The organism is Burkholderia sp. 22PA0106, from assembly GCF_047497155.1.
GTDB lineage: Bacteria > Pseudomonadota > Gammaproteobacteria > Burkholderiales > Burkholderiaceae > Burkholderia.
Genome location: NZ_CP163162.1, coordinates 2,838,809 through 2,853,399, shown reverse-complemented (window position 1 = coordinate 2,853,399; position 14,591 = coordinate 2,838,809). Strand labels below are relative to the sequence as shown.

13 protein-coding genes are annotated in these 14,591 nt (G+C 69.1%); 4 read left to right on the top strand and 9 right to left on the bottom strand.

What is annotated here, in order from left to right; all coding sequences use genetic code 11:
- Nucleotides 1-210 precede the first annotated feature (210 nt).
- The gene (locus tag AB4850_RS12280; protein WP_414440076.1) at nt 211-1,137 is read right to left on the bottom strand and encodes a helix-turn-helix domain-containing protein; all 927 of its coding nucleotides are present in this window, start codon (nt 1,135-1,137) and stop codon (nt 211-213) included.
- 322 nt (nt 1,138-1,459) lie between these two features.
- Nucleotides 1,460-2,551 (bottom strand): GlxA family transcriptional regulator, encoded by a 1,092-nt coding sequence (locus tag AB4850_RS12275; protein ID WP_414440075.1) that lies wholly within the window; start codon nt 2,549-2,551, stop codon nt 1,460-1,462.
- Between the two features lie 568 nt (nt 2,552-3,119).
- On the opposite strand from AB4850_RS12275, the gene proP reads away from it, so the two are divergent.
- Entirely contained in the window at nt 3,120-4,658 is a 1,539-nt protein-coding gene (gene proP / locus AB4850_RS12270) for a glycine betaine/L-proline transporter ProP (RefSeq protein ID WP_414440074.1), read from the top strand.
- A gap of 13 nt (nt 4,659-4,671) precedes the next feature.
- Here the strand turns inward: proP and AB4850_RS12265 are convergent, their stop codons facing one another.
- The 4 genes from AB4850_RS12265 to AB4850_RS12250 form a co-directional block, all read right to left on the bottom strand.
- Entirely contained in the window at nt 4,672-5,142 is a 471-nt protein-coding gene (locus AB4850_RS12265; protein ID WP_414440073.1) for a DUF2269 family protein, read from the bottom strand.
- Nucleotides 5,139-6,401: an SDR family oxidoreductase gene (locus AB4850_RS12260; RefSeq protein ID WP_414440072.1), complete on the bottom strand. Its 1,263-nt coding sequence runs from the start codon at nt 6,399-6,401 to the stop codon at nt 5,139-5,141. The genes AB4850_RS12265 and AB4850_RS12260 overlap by 4 nt, the downstream gene beginning before the upstream one ends.
- Nucleotides 6,398-6,820: a hypothetical protein gene (locus AB4850_RS12255; RefSeq protein ID WP_414440071.1), complete on the bottom strand. Its 423-nt coding sequence runs from the start codon at nt 6,818-6,820 to the stop codon at nt 6,398-6,400. The genes AB4850_RS12260 and AB4850_RS12255 overlap by 4 nt, the downstream gene beginning before the upstream one ends.
- 80 nt (nt 6,821-6,900) lie before the next feature.
- Nucleotides 6,901-7,434, bottom strand: a complete 534-nt coding sequence (locus tag AB4850_RS12250; protein WP_414440070.1) for a GbsR/MarR family transcriptional regulator — start codon at nt 7,432-7,434, stop codon at nt 6,901-6,903.
- A gap of 196 nt (nt 7,435-7,630) precedes the next feature.
- Between AB4850_RS12250 and AB4850_RS12245 the strand changes: the two genes are divergently transcribed.
- Both AB4850_RS12245 and AB4850_RS12240 read left to right on the top strand, forming a co-directional pair.
- Nucleotides 7,631-8,809, top strand: a complete 1,179-nt coding sequence (locus AB4850_RS12245) for a porin (RefSeq protein ID WP_414440069.1) — start codon at nt 7,631-7,633, stop codon at nt 8,807-8,809.
- Between the two features lie 173 nt (nt 8,810-8,982).
- Nucleotides 8,983-9,588 (top strand): GNAT family N-acetyltransferase, encoded by a 606-nt coding sequence (locus AB4850_RS12240; protein ID WP_414440068.1) that lies wholly within the window; start codon nt 8,983-8,985, stop codon nt 9,586-9,588.
- Nucleotides 9,589-9,783: 195 nt separating this feature from the next.
- Here AB4850_RS12240 and AB4850_RS12235 read toward each other — a convergent pair whose 3' ends face one another.
- A complete protein-coding gene (locus AB4850_RS12235; protein WP_414442020.1) occupies nt 9,784-11,193 on the bottom strand; it encodes an MFS transporter in 1,410 nt (469 codons plus the stop codon).
- 167 nt (nt 11,194-11,360) lie between these two features.
- Here AB4850_RS12235 and soxR point away from each other — a divergent pair, with 167 nt between their 5' ends.
- Nucleotides 11,361-11,810 carry a redox-sensitive transcriptional activator SoxR gene (soxR, locus tag AB4850_RS12230; RefSeq protein ID WP_414440067.1) on the top strand — a complete coding sequence of 150 codons (450 nt, stop codon included), beginning with the start codon at nt 11,361-11,363 and terminating at the stop codon, nt 11,808-11,810.
- An 83-nt stretch (nt 11,811-11,893) separates the two neighbouring features.
- Here soxR and AB4850_RS12225 read toward each other — a convergent pair whose 3' ends face one another.
- Nucleotides 11,894-14,161, bottom strand: coding sequence for a phosphocholine-specific phospholipase C (locus AB4850_RS12225; RefSeq protein ID WP_414440066.1), 2,268 nt, complete (start codon nt 14,159-14,161; stop codon nt 11,894-11,896).
- 31 nt (nt 14,162-14,192) lie between these two features.
- Nucleotides 14,193-14,360, bottom strand: a complete 168-nt coding sequence (locus AB4850_RS12220; RefSeq protein WP_414440065.1) for a hypothetical protein — start codon at nt 14,358-14,360, stop codon at nt 14,193-14,195.
- Between the last annotated feature and the right edge of the window lie 231 nt (nt 14,361-14,591).

The window sequence follows — 14,591 nt, the reverse complement described above, 5'->3', positions numbered from 1 at the left end:
TCTTGGAATCGAGGGGGAGCCTGTAAAAAAGGGGTATTTTTGAATTTCAGGCGCGCCGTGAAGTCGACGCATCCGCATGCGAAACGCGCTGCGACGCCATTATTCAACGCGCCGGAATTCACACTTTCCGAATTTTTGAGGCGGGCTCGCAACAAGCGGCAACGCGCCGCTGCCGCCGTGTGCTAACCGCGTCCGATGCACGGCAACCGGTCACGCCATCTGCGTGCGCCAGCGGCGTGGCGTGGTGCCGGTCAACTCGCGAAACACCGTCGTGAAATGCGCCTGTCCGGGGAAGCCGCTGGCGAGCGCGGCCTCGACGATCGGCAGCCCGTCGCGCAACAGCCGCTTGGCCCGCTCGATGCGGCGCTGCGTGAGGAACGCATGCGGCGAGAGCCCGGTCGCCAGCCGGAACTGCGCCGCGAAGTGCATGCGGCTCAGGCCGGCGTGGCGCGCGATGTCGTGCAGCGTGATCGGCTCGGCCAGGTTCGCCTCGACGTAATCGAACACGCGCCGCAGGCGCGGCGCCGACAAGCCCGCGCACGCGTTGCCCGGTTCACGCGCATAGCGCGTCAGCACATGGCGCAGGATGCCGGCCAGCAGTTGATCATGCCGCCCGGCCGTGGCGCGGTCGTGGCCGGCCAGTTGGCGCGCGAGCGGCGCCAGCACCGGATCGACGCGAAAACCCGGATCTTCCAGGCGCGGCGGCGTGGCCGCGCCGTATTCGGCATCGATCAGTGCGGCCGGCACGAACACGTGCAAGGCCTCGTTCTCGCCGCGAAACCGGCATTGCACCGATTCGCCGGGCGCGGTCAGTTGCACGCCGCCTGGGCCGCCCGTGCCGCGTTCGAGCAGGCGGCCGTTCTTGTAGCAATCGACGGTGGCCGCGCCGAGCAGCAGGCTGATCGTGTAATGGCGCGCGAGTACCGGTGCGACCAGCTCGCGCCAGCGAGTCCGGCGGTCGAGCCAGTGGCCGATCACGATGCCGGCCGGCGGCCGGGGCGCGATCGCGGGCAGGGTGGTGGCAGGCGGGAGCGGCATCTCGCGCCAGCGCTGTTCGTCGGCGGGTAGTCCGGGCGGTGCGTGCTGGGTGTGCTGTGTGTGCGATGGGGCAAGCGCGTTGCGGGGGGCGGTCGGCATCGTCGTCTCCTGGGTCGCGCGCGGCCGTGAACCGGGCCGGCGGCTCGGCAGCGCATCGACATGCAGGATAGAAGCGGATCGCGGGCGAGGGCGGCGTCAGCTTGTGAGTGCAAAAAGCAGCACAGTTGTACGGCTGCTGGCGTGCCGTGGGGGAACTGTCATCGCGGCCGAGCGTGGTTCCGGCGCCGGGCGGGCGGCGGGTGCTCGGGTGTTCGTGGGCTGGGGACTTGGATGGTGAGGCGTTAGGGATTCGGCGCTCGGTGTTCAGCGCCCAGCGCTCGATGCTCAGTGCCTGGCATTCGGCGCTCAGGCGTGCGAGCGCTCACGCATGCGGCACACAAACATCCGCCGCGTTGCCATTCCCGTCCGCAACATCGCCATCTCGCCCGCCCGCGCGCTTGCGGCCCTTCGCCGTGGTTTTCGCCGCGGCCGGCGCGCCATCCTTCCCCGCCCCGGCTTTCGGCGCGCGCCGCTCCTGGCTCGGCGCGTGGCCGAACTGCGCGCGATAGGCCTTGCTGAAATGGCAGGCCGACCGGAAGCCCGACAAGGACGTGACCTGCGAAATCGACACGTCGCTGTTGCGGAGGATCTCGCGCGCGTGCTTGAGCCGCACCGACAGGTAGTAATGGGTGGGCGAGGTGGTCAGGTAATGCTTGAACATGCGCTGCATCTGCCGCTCCGACAGCGCGATCAGCCGCGCGAGATCGGCCAGCGGCAGCGGCTCCTCGATGTTCGCTTCCATGAGCCGCACCGCTTCCACCAGCTCGGCGCGCGAGAAGCCCACCCGCGCGTCGACCGGAATCGGCTGCGGATCGCTCGCGCCGCGAATCCTTTGCAGCACGAACTGCTCGGACACGCGCGTGGCCAGGTCCTGGCTGCGCTCGGCCGCGATGATGCCGATCATCAGGTCGAGCGGCGCGGTGCCGCCGGTGCAGGTCACGCGGTCGCGGTCGATCACGAACAGCTCGTCGACGATCTGCACGGCCGGGAATTCGGCATGCAGCGCCGACAGGTTTTCCCAGTGCACGGTGCCGCGATAGCCGTCGAGCAGGCCGCTCGCCATCAACGCGTAGGCGCCGGTGCAGATGCCGCCGAGCGGCACGCCGCGCCGCGCCAGCTCGCGCAGCGCGTGGATCACGGTGGCGTCCACGGCGTCGCGCACCTGGGTGCCGCCGCAGACGATCATCAGGTCGGGCAGCGGCTCGGTGAAATCGAGCTGCCGGGTGGGCCGCGCGATCATGCCGTTGCTGGCCGGCACGGCGTTGCCGTCGGTGGAGTAGACGGTCCAGCTGTAGTGCTCGCTGCGATCGGCGTAGTTCGCCATGCGCAGCGCTTCGATTGCACTGGAGAACGCGATCATCGAAAACGACGGCAGCGTCAGGAAACCGAAGTGGCGAAGCGTGGGTGCGGGCATGAAATCAACATCGGCGCGGGCCGATGCCAGAGGTTGGGTCGTGCGTGACGACGCCTGCCCGAAGGCCGGTTCGACCCGGCCCTGTCATGGCGCGCAAGGGCAGCCGGCGGCCGGCGCGGCAGGTTTGCGCCGTGGCGGCTTCGGGCTGGCGTTGCCGCGGTATTCGTTCGCGGCGTCACCCCCGAATCATTGCGATAAACGCGCGCCCGCGATCAAGGAAATTCGACGGGCGCTTGCCATTTCCCGACACATTTCCTCGCCCGCTCCTCGGCCCGTCAACCGGCGCCTTCGCGGCGCGCGGAAGCGGGGCGAGAACGCTGTCGTTTCCTGTCGGCTTCGGGGCGCATCGGGGCAGGATCGCGCGGGCCGTGTCCCGCACACTCGGGCGGACACGATGCGGTATCCGATAACAGGCGATGGCGGCCGGCCGGCCCGTGTCGCCCCGAGGCGAAGCAAGGTGAGGTGTGACCTTTCTTGCGGCTTCGGCGCGACACGGGCCGGCCGCCGCACGAGAGACAAGGCCGCGTGCCGCGCGGCGCACATCGCCATTCCTCCCAGGAGCGAGCCCTTGAGCCACTCGACCCACTCGACCCGCAAGCCGTCAGGCAAGCACCCAAGCCCGCCTTCGGGCCCACCCCGGCGGCCCGCCGCCGGCAACCGCACCGCCGCACGAAGCCGGCCGCCGCGCGAGGCGGGCTTCGCCGATGACGACGTGACCGTGGTCGACCGCGCGCTGCTCAAGCGCGCGGTGGGCGCGATGGCGCTCGGCAACGCGATGGAGTGGTTCGATTTCGGCGTTTACAGCTATATCGCGGTGACGCTGGGCAAGGTGTTCTTCCCGTCGACGAGCGGCTCGGCGCAATTGATCGCCACCTTCGGCACGTTCGCGGCCGCGTTCCTGGTGCGGCCGATCGGCGGCATGGTGTTCGGCCCGCTCGGCGACCGCATCGGCCGCCAGCGCGTGCTGGCCGCCACCATGATCATGATGGCCTGCGGCACGTTCGCGATCGGCCTGATCCCGTCGTATGCGTCGATCGGCATCTACGCGCCGGTGCTGCTGCTGCTCGCGCGGCTTGTGCAGGGCTTCTCGACGGGTGGCGAATACGGTGGGGCGGCCACCTTCATCGCCGAGTTTTCGGCCGACCGCCATCGCGGCTTCATGGGCAGCTTCCTGGAGTTCGGCACGCTGGCCGGCTATCTGCTCGGCGCGGGCACGGTTACGGCGCTGACCTCGCTGTTGAGCCCCGCGCAGATGCTCGACTGGGGCTGGCGCGTGCCGTTCTTCGTGGCCGGGCCGCTCGGCCTGATCGGCCTGTACATCCGCACGCGGCTGGAGGAAACGCCGGCGTTCCGCAAGGAGGCCGAGCATCGCGAGCGGCTCGAACGCGCGCGCCCGCGGGAATCGCTGGTCACGCTGCTGGCCGGGCAGTGGCGCGCGATGCTGGTGTGCGTGGGGCTGGTGCTGATCTTCAACGTGACCGACTACATGGCGCTCGCGTATCTGCCGAACTACCTGTCGGCCACGCTGCACTACGACGAGACGCGCGGGCTGGTGGTGGTGCTCGCGGTGATGGTGCTGATGATGCCGATGACGCTGGCGGCGGGCTGGCTGTCCGATCGTGTCGGGCGGCGGCCGGTGATGCTGGCCGGCTGCATCGGCCTGGCGGTGCTGGCGATCCCCGCGCTGCTGCTGGTGCGCAGCGGGCATGGCGCGCTGATCTTCGCCGGCATGATGCTGCTCGGCGTGATGCTGTCGTGCTTCTGCGGGGTGATGCCTTCCGCGCTGCCGGCGCTGTTCCCGACGCGGGTGCGCTACAGCGCGCTGGCGATCGGCTTCAACGTGTCGGTGTCGCTGTTCGGCGGCACCACGCCGCTCGTCACGGCCTGGCTGGTCGGCCGCACCGGCGACCTGATGATGCCGGCCTACTACCTGATCGGCGCGGCGGTGATCGGCGCGATCTCGGTGCTCGCCGCGCGCGAGAGCGCCGGCCAGCCGCTGCCCGGCTCCGCGCCGTGCGTGGCGACGCAGGCCGAGGCGGTGCGGCTCCGGCGCGAGGCGGGGGCGGGGGCTGGCGGCCGGGCGGTGCGGGGTTTGGCGGGCAAGTAGATCAAACCCCCGTTCAACCCGGCTTCACCACCATCAGGAAATACACCGCCAGCATCGCGATGAAGGCCGGGTAGCCAAGGCGCTCCCAGGTCTTCGCATAGCGCCAGTAGGCGTCGGGCAGGATCGCCGCGCCGCCCGCATGCGCGGTGGTGGCGAGCTTCGCCATCTCGATCTGGATCCCGACCACCGGCAGCCAGCACACGGCGGCCACCGCGTACAGCACGAGCGTGGCGACGATCCACGGCGTCTGCCACGGCCAGCCGGCCCGATGCGCGAGCCATAGGCCCGAGGCCGGCTGGAACAGCACGGCCGGCGTGGTGAACCACCAGTCGGCGCGCACCACCAGCCGGGAGACGGCCGCGATCGCCGGCACCGAGCGCGTGCGGTTCGCGAAGAACAGATAGAACGCCGAACCGAAGCCGGTGCCGACCATCAGCACCGAGGACAGGATATGCAGCGTCTTGACGATCAGATAGGCGTTCATGAGAAATCCGATTCGTGGATCAGCAGAAACAGGATGGCGAGGATCGGCACGTTCTTGATCAGGGGGCCGAACGGTTCGGCGAACTGAGCAGGCAGCGCCAGCGCGATGGCGGCGGTATAGCCGGCCACCAGCGCGAATTGGGCGAGCCAGAGGCGGCGCCCGGGCCGCGCTAGCGTCAGCAGGCCGAGCCCGGCGTCGAGCGCGCAGGCGCCGTACAGCGCGGCGGTGGCGGCGAGACCATGCAGATGCATCGCGCCGAGCCGCGCGAGGCTGGCCTCGCGCGGAAACACGAACGCGCTGACCCAGGCGGTCCAGAGCCACACGAACGCGAGCGCGCCGCGCAGCAGCGGCAGCCGGATCGCCGCTAGCGCGCCGGCGCGCAAGCGCTGCGCATCGGCCCCGGCCCCGGCCACGCCTTGCGGCAGGCCGAGCGGACGGCGGCCGAGCAGGCGCGCGGTGCCGCCGGCACTGGCGGTATTGCCGTTCGCGAGCATCGTCCAGGTGTCGCGGTCGAGCATCGCGCCGGGCAGGTGGCCGATCGCGGCGGCCGCCGCGCCCACCAGCGCCCCCGGCACCGAGATGCCCCGCGCCGGCCGCCCGCCGAGCGCGGCGCGGTAGATCGCCAGCATCTCGCCGTAGCTCACTTCGCGGCCGCCCACCACATCCGCGCTCTCGCGGCCCGGCGTGCCGCGTTCGAGCCAGCGCACCACCAGTTCGGCGAGATCGTCGCGATGCACCGGGCGCAGCCGCTGCCGTCCGCCGTCGGGCAGCAGATGCAGCGGCAGGCTCGCGAGCGCCGCGAACAGGCGCGTCGAGTGGCCGGCCGGATCGAACACCAGCGCCGGGCGCGCGACCAGCGCGTCGCCGGGCATCGCCAGCAGATGACGGTCGGCGTCGCGCTTGCTGCGCAGAAACGGTGTGGCGCCCGCTTCAGCGCCGAGCGCTGAAATTTGCACGATGCGCCGGCCGCCGGCGGCGCGGCACGCCTCGAACAGCGCGACCGGGGCCGCGCGGTGAACGGCGTCGAAGCGCTGGCCGCCGCGTTCGGTCAGGATGCCGACGGCGTTGACCACCGCGTCCACTTCCGCGATGCGTGGCAGCCAGGCGGCGACATCGTGATCGCGCCGGTAATCGATCGCGATGTCGCCGTCCCGGCGCGGCGTGCGCACGCCGGCAATCACGTCGTGCCCGTGCGCCGCGAGCCGTTCGCGGATCGCGCGGCCGATCGTGCCGTTCGCGCCGCAGACCAGCACCTTCATGCCGAGGCTCCGGTGGTTTCAGCGGCGATCGCGGCTTGCGCCGGCGCGACTGCCCGAGGCACGGCGGCGGCCGGGTTTGCATCGACCGGAATCTGCCGCGCGATCCGCGACGCGATCGCGATCAGCGGCACGATCGCGCCGAGCAGCGACCACACCACCGTCGCGCGCAACGCCCCGATCACGCACAACGCGTTGTCGGCCGAGCACGCGGCGGGGCTGCGCGCGAACGCCAGCACCAGCACGAGCGGGCCGAGCACCAGCATGACCAGGGTGATGCGCGTCCAGAAATCGGCGCGCCCTTCGGTGCCGCACAGGTCGATCAGCAGGTTGCGCGTGACCGCGCGCAGGTAACGGGCGATGGCATAGCCGATCGGCACGGGCAGCAGCAACTGGATGGCGAGGGCGAGCGAGGTGTTCATGATTGATTGTCCTTACTGTTGTTTCTGTATAAACAGAAATATAGGGCCCAAAAAAAGCGGGTGTCGCCACCCGCGCGTGCTTACTTGCTCGGCTTGCGCCGGACCACCTGGCTGATCTTCGCGCCGATCCCCAGCGTCTTCATCAGCGTATCGGGCTTCATGCGCAGCATTTCGTCGGACCAGGTGGTCAGCGTCTCCATGAATTGCAGCGTGTCGCGAATCCTTTGTTCGGTTTCCTTCGTTTCGTTGGCCATCTCGGGGCTGACGAGCGTGTCGCGCAGCACCGTCAGCGTCGGGTCGATCTCGCGCTGGCGGCGGCCTTCGACGATCAGCTTGAACAGCTCCCAGATATCCGTCGAGGTTTCGAAGTGGTCGCGCCGGTCGCCCATCACATGCACGATGCGCGCGAGCTTCCACGATTGCAGCTCCTTCAGGCTGGTGCTGACGTTCGAGCGCGCCACGCCGAGCGCGCCGGCGATCTCGTCGGCGGCGATCGGCTTGCCGTGGAGATAGAGCAGCGCGTGAATCTGCGCGACGGTGCGGTTGACGCCCCAGCGGGAGCCCATTTCGCCCCAGTGGAGAATGAATCGTTCGGCAAGCGGTGTCAGTTCCATGCGGCGTAATGTACGGGCCTTCAGTTATTTCTGTCAAGACAGAAATAAAGCGGCCGATTCGGGCCGAAAGCACGACGGCGCCATGCGACACAACGTCCTGTTGTTTTCATATTCATCGCAGAATTGGTTTGTTTCCGGTCCGAACGGAATTCGCTAACGTGCGGATTCTTCCAATAACAGACCGAGCCATAAAAGAATGAAGCGCCTTTCCTACTTCGCACTGCCCACCGTTACCGTCCTTGCCGCCAGCCTGTCGCCGGCCGCACAAGCGCAAAGCAGCGTCACGCTTTACGGCATCGTCGATGCCGGCATCGCGTATGTCCACAATGCGCAGGGCGCCAACGGCGCGAACCAGTCGTCGCTGGTGAAATTCAACAGCGGCGGCCTGTCGGGCAGCCGTTGGGGCCTGCGTGGCACGGAAGATCTGGGCGGCGGCCTCGCTGCGATCTTCCAGCTCGAAAACGGCTTCAACGTCGGCACGGGCGCGCTCGGCCAGGGCAGCCGCGAATTCGGCCGCAAGTCGATCGTGGGCCTGGCCGATCAGCGTTGGGGTACGCTGACGATCGGCCGCCAGTACGATCCGATCGTTGATCTGGTGCAAGGCTTGACCGAAGACGGCCCGTTCGGGGGCACCTTCGCCACGCCGGGCGACCTCGACAACTACGACAACAGCCTGCGCGTCAGCAACTCGGTGAAGTACACCAGCCCGCTGATCGCCGGCATCCAGGTGGAGGCGCTGTACGCGCTCGGCGGCGTGGCGGGCCAGACCGGCAACGGCCAGACCTACAGCTTCGGCGCGTCGTACGCGCACGGCCCGCTGTCGCTCGGCGCCGGCTACTTCTTCGCCAATGGCGGCAACACCGTGACGAACGGCACGCGCACCTGGACGAGCACCTCGGATTCGCTGTTCAACACCGTCATCAACACGGGCTTCTCCAGCGCCAAGTCGATCCAGATCGTGCGTGCCGCCGGCCAGTACGTGCTGGGCGCGGCCACCTTCGGTATCGCCTACTCGAACACGCAATACGTGGGCGATTCGCTGTCGGTGTTCAAGTCGACGGCCAAGTTCAACAGCGGCTCGGGCTTCTTCAACTACCGCTTCTCGCCGTCGCTGAACACGGGTATCGGCTACAGCTACACGTCGCTGACCGGCCCGGTGTCGGCCCACTACAACCAGGTCAACATCGGCGCGCTGTACTCGCTGTCGAAGCGCACCGATCTCTACGCGGTGGCCGGCTACCAGAAGGCCAGCGGCAACTCGCTGAACGCGGCCGGCGCGGTGGTCTCCGCCCAGGCATCGATCGGCAGCTTCGGCGTGAACTCGGGCACCAACAGCCAGGAACTGGCGCTGGTGGGCATCCGCCACAAGTTCTGATCGCGCGCGGAGCGGTGCGTCCGCTCCGCTTGCCTTCATCCGTTTCGGCACGGCCGGCTTCGCGCAAATGCGACGCCGGCCGTGTTGCGTTTCGGGCCTGCGGGCGCTTCCCCGTTCGGGCCGGGATGGCCGATACTGTCGGGCCGCATTCCCTTCCGATCCCGCTGCCCGCCATGTCCGCCGAACCGAATTTCACCCCGATCGCCACGCCGACCTTCGACGGCCGGCTCGTGACGCTGCGTCCGTTGAGCGAGGTCGCGCCGGCCGAGTTGCTGGCCGCCGCCGCCGATGGCGAACTCTGGAACCTGAAGGTGACCGTGGTGCCCGGCCCGGCCGGCATCGACGCCTATCTGGCGAAGGCGTTCGAGGGCGAGCGCGCCGGCACCGTGATGCCGTTCGCGATCGTGCGGCGCGACAGCGGCAAGGTGGTCGGCAGCACGCGCTTCTGGAAGATCGACCGCGTCAACCGCCGGCTCGAAATCGGTCATACGTGGCTGTCGGCGTCGATGCAGCGCTCGGGCGCGAACACCGAATGCAAGTACCTGCTGCTGCGCTACGCGTTCGAGACGCTCGCTTGCGTGCGCGTGCAGTTCACCACCGACGTACTGAACGAACGCTCGCGCGCCGCGATCCTGCGGATCGGCGCGCACGAGGAGGGCGTCGTGCGCCACGAGCGCATCATGCCGGACGGCCGCAAGCGCAACTCGGTGCGCTTCAGCATCATCGACGACGAATGGGCCGCCACGCGTGCGCATCTCGAAGGACTGCTGGCGAAGTAGGCCATGGCACGTAGGTGCGCTCGGACATCATCGACGACGAATGGGCCGCCACGCGCGTGCATTTCGAAGGACTGCTGGCGAAGTCGGCCCCGGCTCTCGGGGGTGCGCTCAGGCATCGTCGACGACGAATGGGCCGCCACCCGAGCACATCTTGAGGGCCTTCTGGCGAAGTAGCCCACAACACGCGGGCCGCGCTCAGGCCGCGCGCCGCGCGATCAGCGCCGCGCCGAGCGGCGCGAGCAGCAACGCACCGAATACCCAGCGCGCGGCTTGCGCCGTGCCGGCCACGCCGCCCGGCTCCACCAGCCCGCCCGCGTTGGCGAGCATCCCCACCAGCGCCGCACCGGCCGCCGTCGCGAACAACTGCACGGTGGTGATCGATGCGCCCGCGAGCGCGTTCTCCGCATCGGGCACGGCCTTCAGCGCGCGCGTCAGCAAGTGCGGCCAGGCCACGCCGACGCCCAACCCGAGCGCCACCATCGCCGTGCAGATCGGCAGGAGTGCGAGCCATTCGCCGCCGCTATCCCTCGGCAGCAGCGCGAACAGGCCGAGCATGCCGGCCAGTTCGAGCAGCGGCCCGGCCACGATCAGGCGGCGCAGGTTCGGGCCGCTCGCGCCCGAGCAGGCCAGCGCGCCGAGCGTCCAGCCCGCGCCCATCAACGCGGCCAGATAGCCGGCCGCGAGCGGCGGCTGGCGATGCAGCACCTGCAGGAACAGCGGCGCGAAGATTTCGGCGCTGGTGACCGTGAGCGACAGCAGCGCGAGGATCGCGTAGCACTTCGCGACCGGCGAGCCGGGGCGGAACGCGCCGGACGGCAGCAACCGGTTCGACGCGCGCCGCTCGATGCGCACCAGCAGCGCCGCGCAGCCGATCGCCAGCACGATGCCGGCCAGGTTCCAGGCCGGGTCGGTGGACGCGCTGCCGGCCGACACGGCCAGCACCACCGCGATCAGCAGGCCCAGTTGCGGCTTCGGCGTGGCGGTGTTGCCTTGCGCGGCAGCGGAGGCCGAGGTCGAGGCCGCGTTGCGCGGCAACACCGCCGCCGCCAGCAACGCGAACGCGGTGGCCGCACCCGCCACCGACCAGAACGACGCGCGCCACATGCCCCATTCCGCGAACACGCCGCCCACGGCCGGCCCGATCAGCGTCGCCACGCCCCACATGCCCGACACGAGCGCCATCGCGCGCGGCCACAGCGCCTCGTCGAACACGACGCGGATCATCGAATAGGCCAGCGCGCACAGCACCCCGCCGCCGAAGCCCTGCACGAGCCGGCCGGCCAGCAGCACCGGCATGGCCGGCGCGAGCGCGCACAGCGCCGCGCCCGTGGCGAACACCAGCGCCGACAGCGCATAGGCGCGCCGCGGCCCGAGCCGCTTCAACAAACCGGCCGCGAGCGCCGAGCCGGCGATCGACGCGACGATGAAGATCGCCGTGCTCCACGAATACAAGTCGAGCCCGCCGATGTCGCGCACCACGCTCGGCAGCACGGTGGCGACCACGTAGACGCTCATCGCATGCAACGCCACGCCGCCGGCCAGCGCGAGCGAGCGCAGGCCGTTCGCGCCCGAGCACAGCGCGGCCCAGCCGGTGCTGGCCGATATCGCCGGTGTCGCCGCGTTCGTCGAAGGCGCTGCTGCCGCCGTGAATTCCTCTCGCTTGCCCATGGGTTCTCCCGTTACTGGTTCGATCGAGGCCGGCAAGCGTGCTTGCTCCGGCCAACCGCATCGTTTATAAAACCTCATGTTTGGTTGAGGTCAAGGGGGCGCGCATGAGTATTGACGTGAAGCAACCGATGTCGGTGGGCGAGGTGGCCCGTCGCAGCGGCGTGAGCGTGGCGACGATTCACTTCTACGAAGCGAAGGGATTGATTCACGGCTGGCGCAGCGAAGGCAACCAGCGCCGCTATGCGCGCGACGTGCTGCGCCGGATTGCGATCGTGCGGATCGCGCAGCGGGCCGGCATGCCGCTCGCCGCGATCAAGTCGGCGCTCGATGCGTTGCCGGCCGGCCGAAAATTGACGGTGCGCGACTGGCGGCGGCTCTCCACCGCGTGGCGCGACGAATTGAGCGAGCGGATCGATCAGCTCACCAAACTGCGCGATCAATTGGGCGGGTGCATCGGTTGCGGGTGCCTGTCGATGCGCGACTGCCCGCTGCGCAACCCGGGCGATCGGCTCGGCGAGGCCGCGCAGGGCGCGGCGCTGCTCGAAGGCCGGTAAGACGGCGAAACCAGTACTGCGAAGCAAAACGAGACGGGCCGGCGATGTCATGCCGGCCCGTCTTTTTCCCGCGTTCGGTTCGTTTAGCTGACGGTGCCCATCGCCGGATCGGAGACCGAATCCTTGCCGGTTTCGATGCGCCCCGCGAAGCGGCGGCGGAACGTCGTGGAGGTGCTGCTGCCGACCGTGAAGTCGTACCAGTTGCCGCTGTCGGCCACGGCCCAGCTCAGTTCCCCCGAGGCGTTGGCGGCCACGGTCAGCGTCCACGGGCCGTCGCTGCGATACGCGTTGGCGGCCACCGTGAAGGTAGCCGGCTGGCTGCCGCGATTGAACAGCTTGACGATCACGCTCGACGCGTCGCAAGGCTGGTAGCACACCTGAATTTCCGGGTTGACGCCCGCGCCGAGTTCACCGAGGTTGCCCACATATTCACGGTGATAGCCGTTCGGCCCGAGCACCCACAGGTCGTAGCTGCCGTTGTCGGCCGCATCGGGCGTCCACACGCCGCTCAGCGACTTGCCGGCCTGCACCGCGTAGCGGCGCGGCACGCGATCCAGATGCAGCCGGTCGTACACATGGAACACCGCGCCGGTGGCGTTGCCGCTGGCGTTCGTGAATTCGAGCGTGAGGCCGGCGGCGGCCGGGTGCGCCGTGGTGTGCAGCTCGTAGGGCAGCGCGCGCGACGGCCGCGTGCCGGTGGCCTGCGCGGGCAGCGCCGAGGTGGCGGTGGCGGCCGGCACCGGAATCGCGCTGGCCGCGGCCTGCGACGATGCCAGCGAATCGGCGCCGACCTTGGTGGTGCGGCCCGACAGCGTGGGCAGCGCGCCGTCGTTCGGCGACACGAAGTTGAAGCACGAGCTGAGGTCGCCGCAGATCGCGCGGCGGTAGGCGCTGATCTGCGGCTCGGCCACGCCGAAGCGCTTCTCGAGAAACATCAGCGTGGAGGTGTGATCGAACACCTGCGAATTGACGAAGCCGCCGCGGCTCCACGGCGAGATCACCCACATCGGCACGCGCGGCCCCGGGCCGTACGGGCGGCCGTCGATCGCGGGCTGGTTGCTGGTGGCCGGCGTGAAGTTGTGATATTCGGGCGCCATGTCCGCATCGGTCAGCGTGCTGCCGCCGGCCAGCGTACCGTCGGCATTGTGCGACGGCGCGCTCGGCGGCGGCAGGTGATCGAAGAAGCCGTCGTTCTCGTCGTAGTTCACGAGCAGCACCGTCTTGCTCCACACGTCCGGGTTCGCGGTCAGCGCGTCGAGCACTTCCTGCACGTACCAGCCGCCCTGCGTCGGGCTCGACGGCCCCGGGTGCTCGCTGTAGTACGACGGCGGAATGATCCACGAGACGGACGGCAGCGTGCCGTTCTGGATGTCATCGCGGAACGTTTCGAGGAAGCCTTGCGGCATGGTGTTGCCGAAGCCCTTGGCGAGAGGGCTCAGCGGATCGTCGATGGCCGGGTCGTAGAACGGGCCGGCGGCCGTCACCGATTGATTGATGTCGACCGTCGAGACGTATACCGGGCGGCGCGCGGCCGGCATCTGCTCGATCGCGGCGCGCCAGTGGCGAAAGCCCATCATCTCGTTGCAGCCGAAATTGTCGACCAGGCTCTGATAGACCTTCCAGCTCACGCCGGCCGATTGCAGGCGATCGGCGTAGGTGGTCCAGGTCCAGCCCGAGGTGGATGGGCCGATGTCGTTGCCGCCGTTGAACTCGTTGTTCAGCGCGGCCACGCCCACGTTGCTGCCGTCGGTGGGGCTCTTGCCGTTCGGGCCGTTGGTGCCGCTCCAGTAGAACAGGCGGTTCGCGATGGTGCCGGTGTGCATGCCGCAGTGATACGCGTCGCACATCGTGAACGCGTCGGCCAGCGCGCGATGGAACGGCACTTCTACGGTTTCGTAGTAGCCGAGCGAAAGCGGCGTCTTGGCGGTGGGCCATGCCGACATGCGGCCGTTGTCCCAGGCCGCCTGCGCGTCGTTCCAGGTGTGCGGCGTGCCGCCCGCGCGCAGCGCGTTGCCTTGCGTCTCGTCGAGGTGATACGGCGCGAGCACGCTGGTCACGCCCGCTTTCGTATAGCTCTGATGGAAGATGTTGGTCGCGCCCGGTGCCGGAATCGCGAAGCGGTCGCCGTAGCCGCGTACGCCGCGGAACGTGCCGAAATAGCTGTCGAACGAGCGGTTTTCGAGCATCAGCAGCACCACGTGCTGCACGTCGTTGAGCGTGCCGGTGACGTTGTTGGCGTCGATCGCGAGTGCGCGCCGGATCGCCGGCGGAAACGCCGACAGCGTGGCGGCGGCCGCGGCGCTGCCGAGCGAGGTTTTCAGGAACCGGCGTTTCGAAGAACTGAATGTCATGCGGAGGGCTTCCGGGTGAGGGCGGGGCGGCTCAGGGAGCCGGCGCGCAGTGACGGGTCGAGCAGGCGGCGGCGCCCGCGCCGCTGGACGGCGCGGTGTGCGGTGAGTCGTCGTTGCCGCCGCAGGCGGCGAGCAGCAGCGTCGCACACAGCAGCGCGGCGCCGAGCCATGAAGTGCCGATGATCGAAAGGCGAGCCATGGTTGTTGTGATCTCAGGGACAGCGATGGAAACGGAGGGAACGCGCCGGCCGGACGGTTCCGCTTTGCGAGGACAGGGCCTGAATCCGTTGCCGACTGTAGGCTTTGTTTTTGGCAGGAATGTGAAGCTGATTGCAAGCTTGGCGATCAAGTGTGCGGTCGAGAACGTTACCGCGCGCAGCGATCGATGTGGAATGCCGATAATTTCCGATATTTATTCGATGCGAGGTAG

What these genes read in the sequence shown, in the direction of transcription:
- AB4850_RS12275 (WP_414440075.1), bottom strand. Translation starts at nt 2,551, where the DNA reads ATGCCCGCACCCACGCTTCGCCACTTCGGTTTCCTGACGCTGCCGTCG.
- AB4850_RS12225 (WP_414440066.1), bottom strand. Translation starts at nt 14,161, where the DNA reads ATGACATTCAGTTCTTCGAAACGCCGGTTCCTGAAAACCTCGCTCGGC.
- soxR (WP_414440067.1), top strand. Translation starts at nt 11,361, where the DNA reads ATGAGTATTGACGTGAAGCAACCGATGTCGGTGGGCGAGGTGGCCCGT.
- AB4850_RS12280 (WP_414440076.1), bottom strand. Translation starts at nt 1,137, where the DNA reads ATGCCGACCGCCCCCCGCAACGCGCTTGCCCCATCGCACACACAGCAC.
- AB4850_RS12255 (WP_414440071.1), bottom strand. Translation starts at nt 6,820, where the DNA reads ATGAACACCTCGCTCGCCCTCGCCATCCAGTTGCTGCTGCCCGTGCCG.
- AB4850_RS12240 (WP_414440068.1), top strand. Translation starts at nt 8,983, where the DNA reads ATGTCCGCCGAACCGAATTTCACCCCGATCGCCACGCCGACCTTCGAC.
- AB4850_RS12260 (WP_414440072.1), bottom strand. Translation starts at nt 6,401, where the DNA reads ATGAAGGTGCTGGTCTGCGGCGCGAACGGCACGATCGGCCGCGCGATC.
- AB4850_RS12265 (WP_414440073.1), bottom strand. Translation starts at nt 5,142, where the DNA reads ATGAACGCCTATCTGATCGTCAAGACGCTGCATATCCTGTCCTCGGTG.
- AB4850_RS12245 (WP_414440069.1), top strand. Translation starts at nt 7,631, where the DNA reads ATGAAGCGCCTTTCCTACTTCGCACTGCCCACCGTTACCGTCCTTGCC.
- AB4850_RS12250 (WP_414440070.1), bottom strand. Translation starts at nt 7,434, where the DNA reads ATGGAACTGACACCGCTTGCCGAACGATTCATTCTCCACTGGGGCGAA.
- AB4850_RS12220 (WP_414440065.1), bottom strand. Translation starts at nt 14,360, where the DNA reads ATGGCTCGCCTTTCGATCATCGGCACTTCATGGCTCGGCGCCGCGCTG.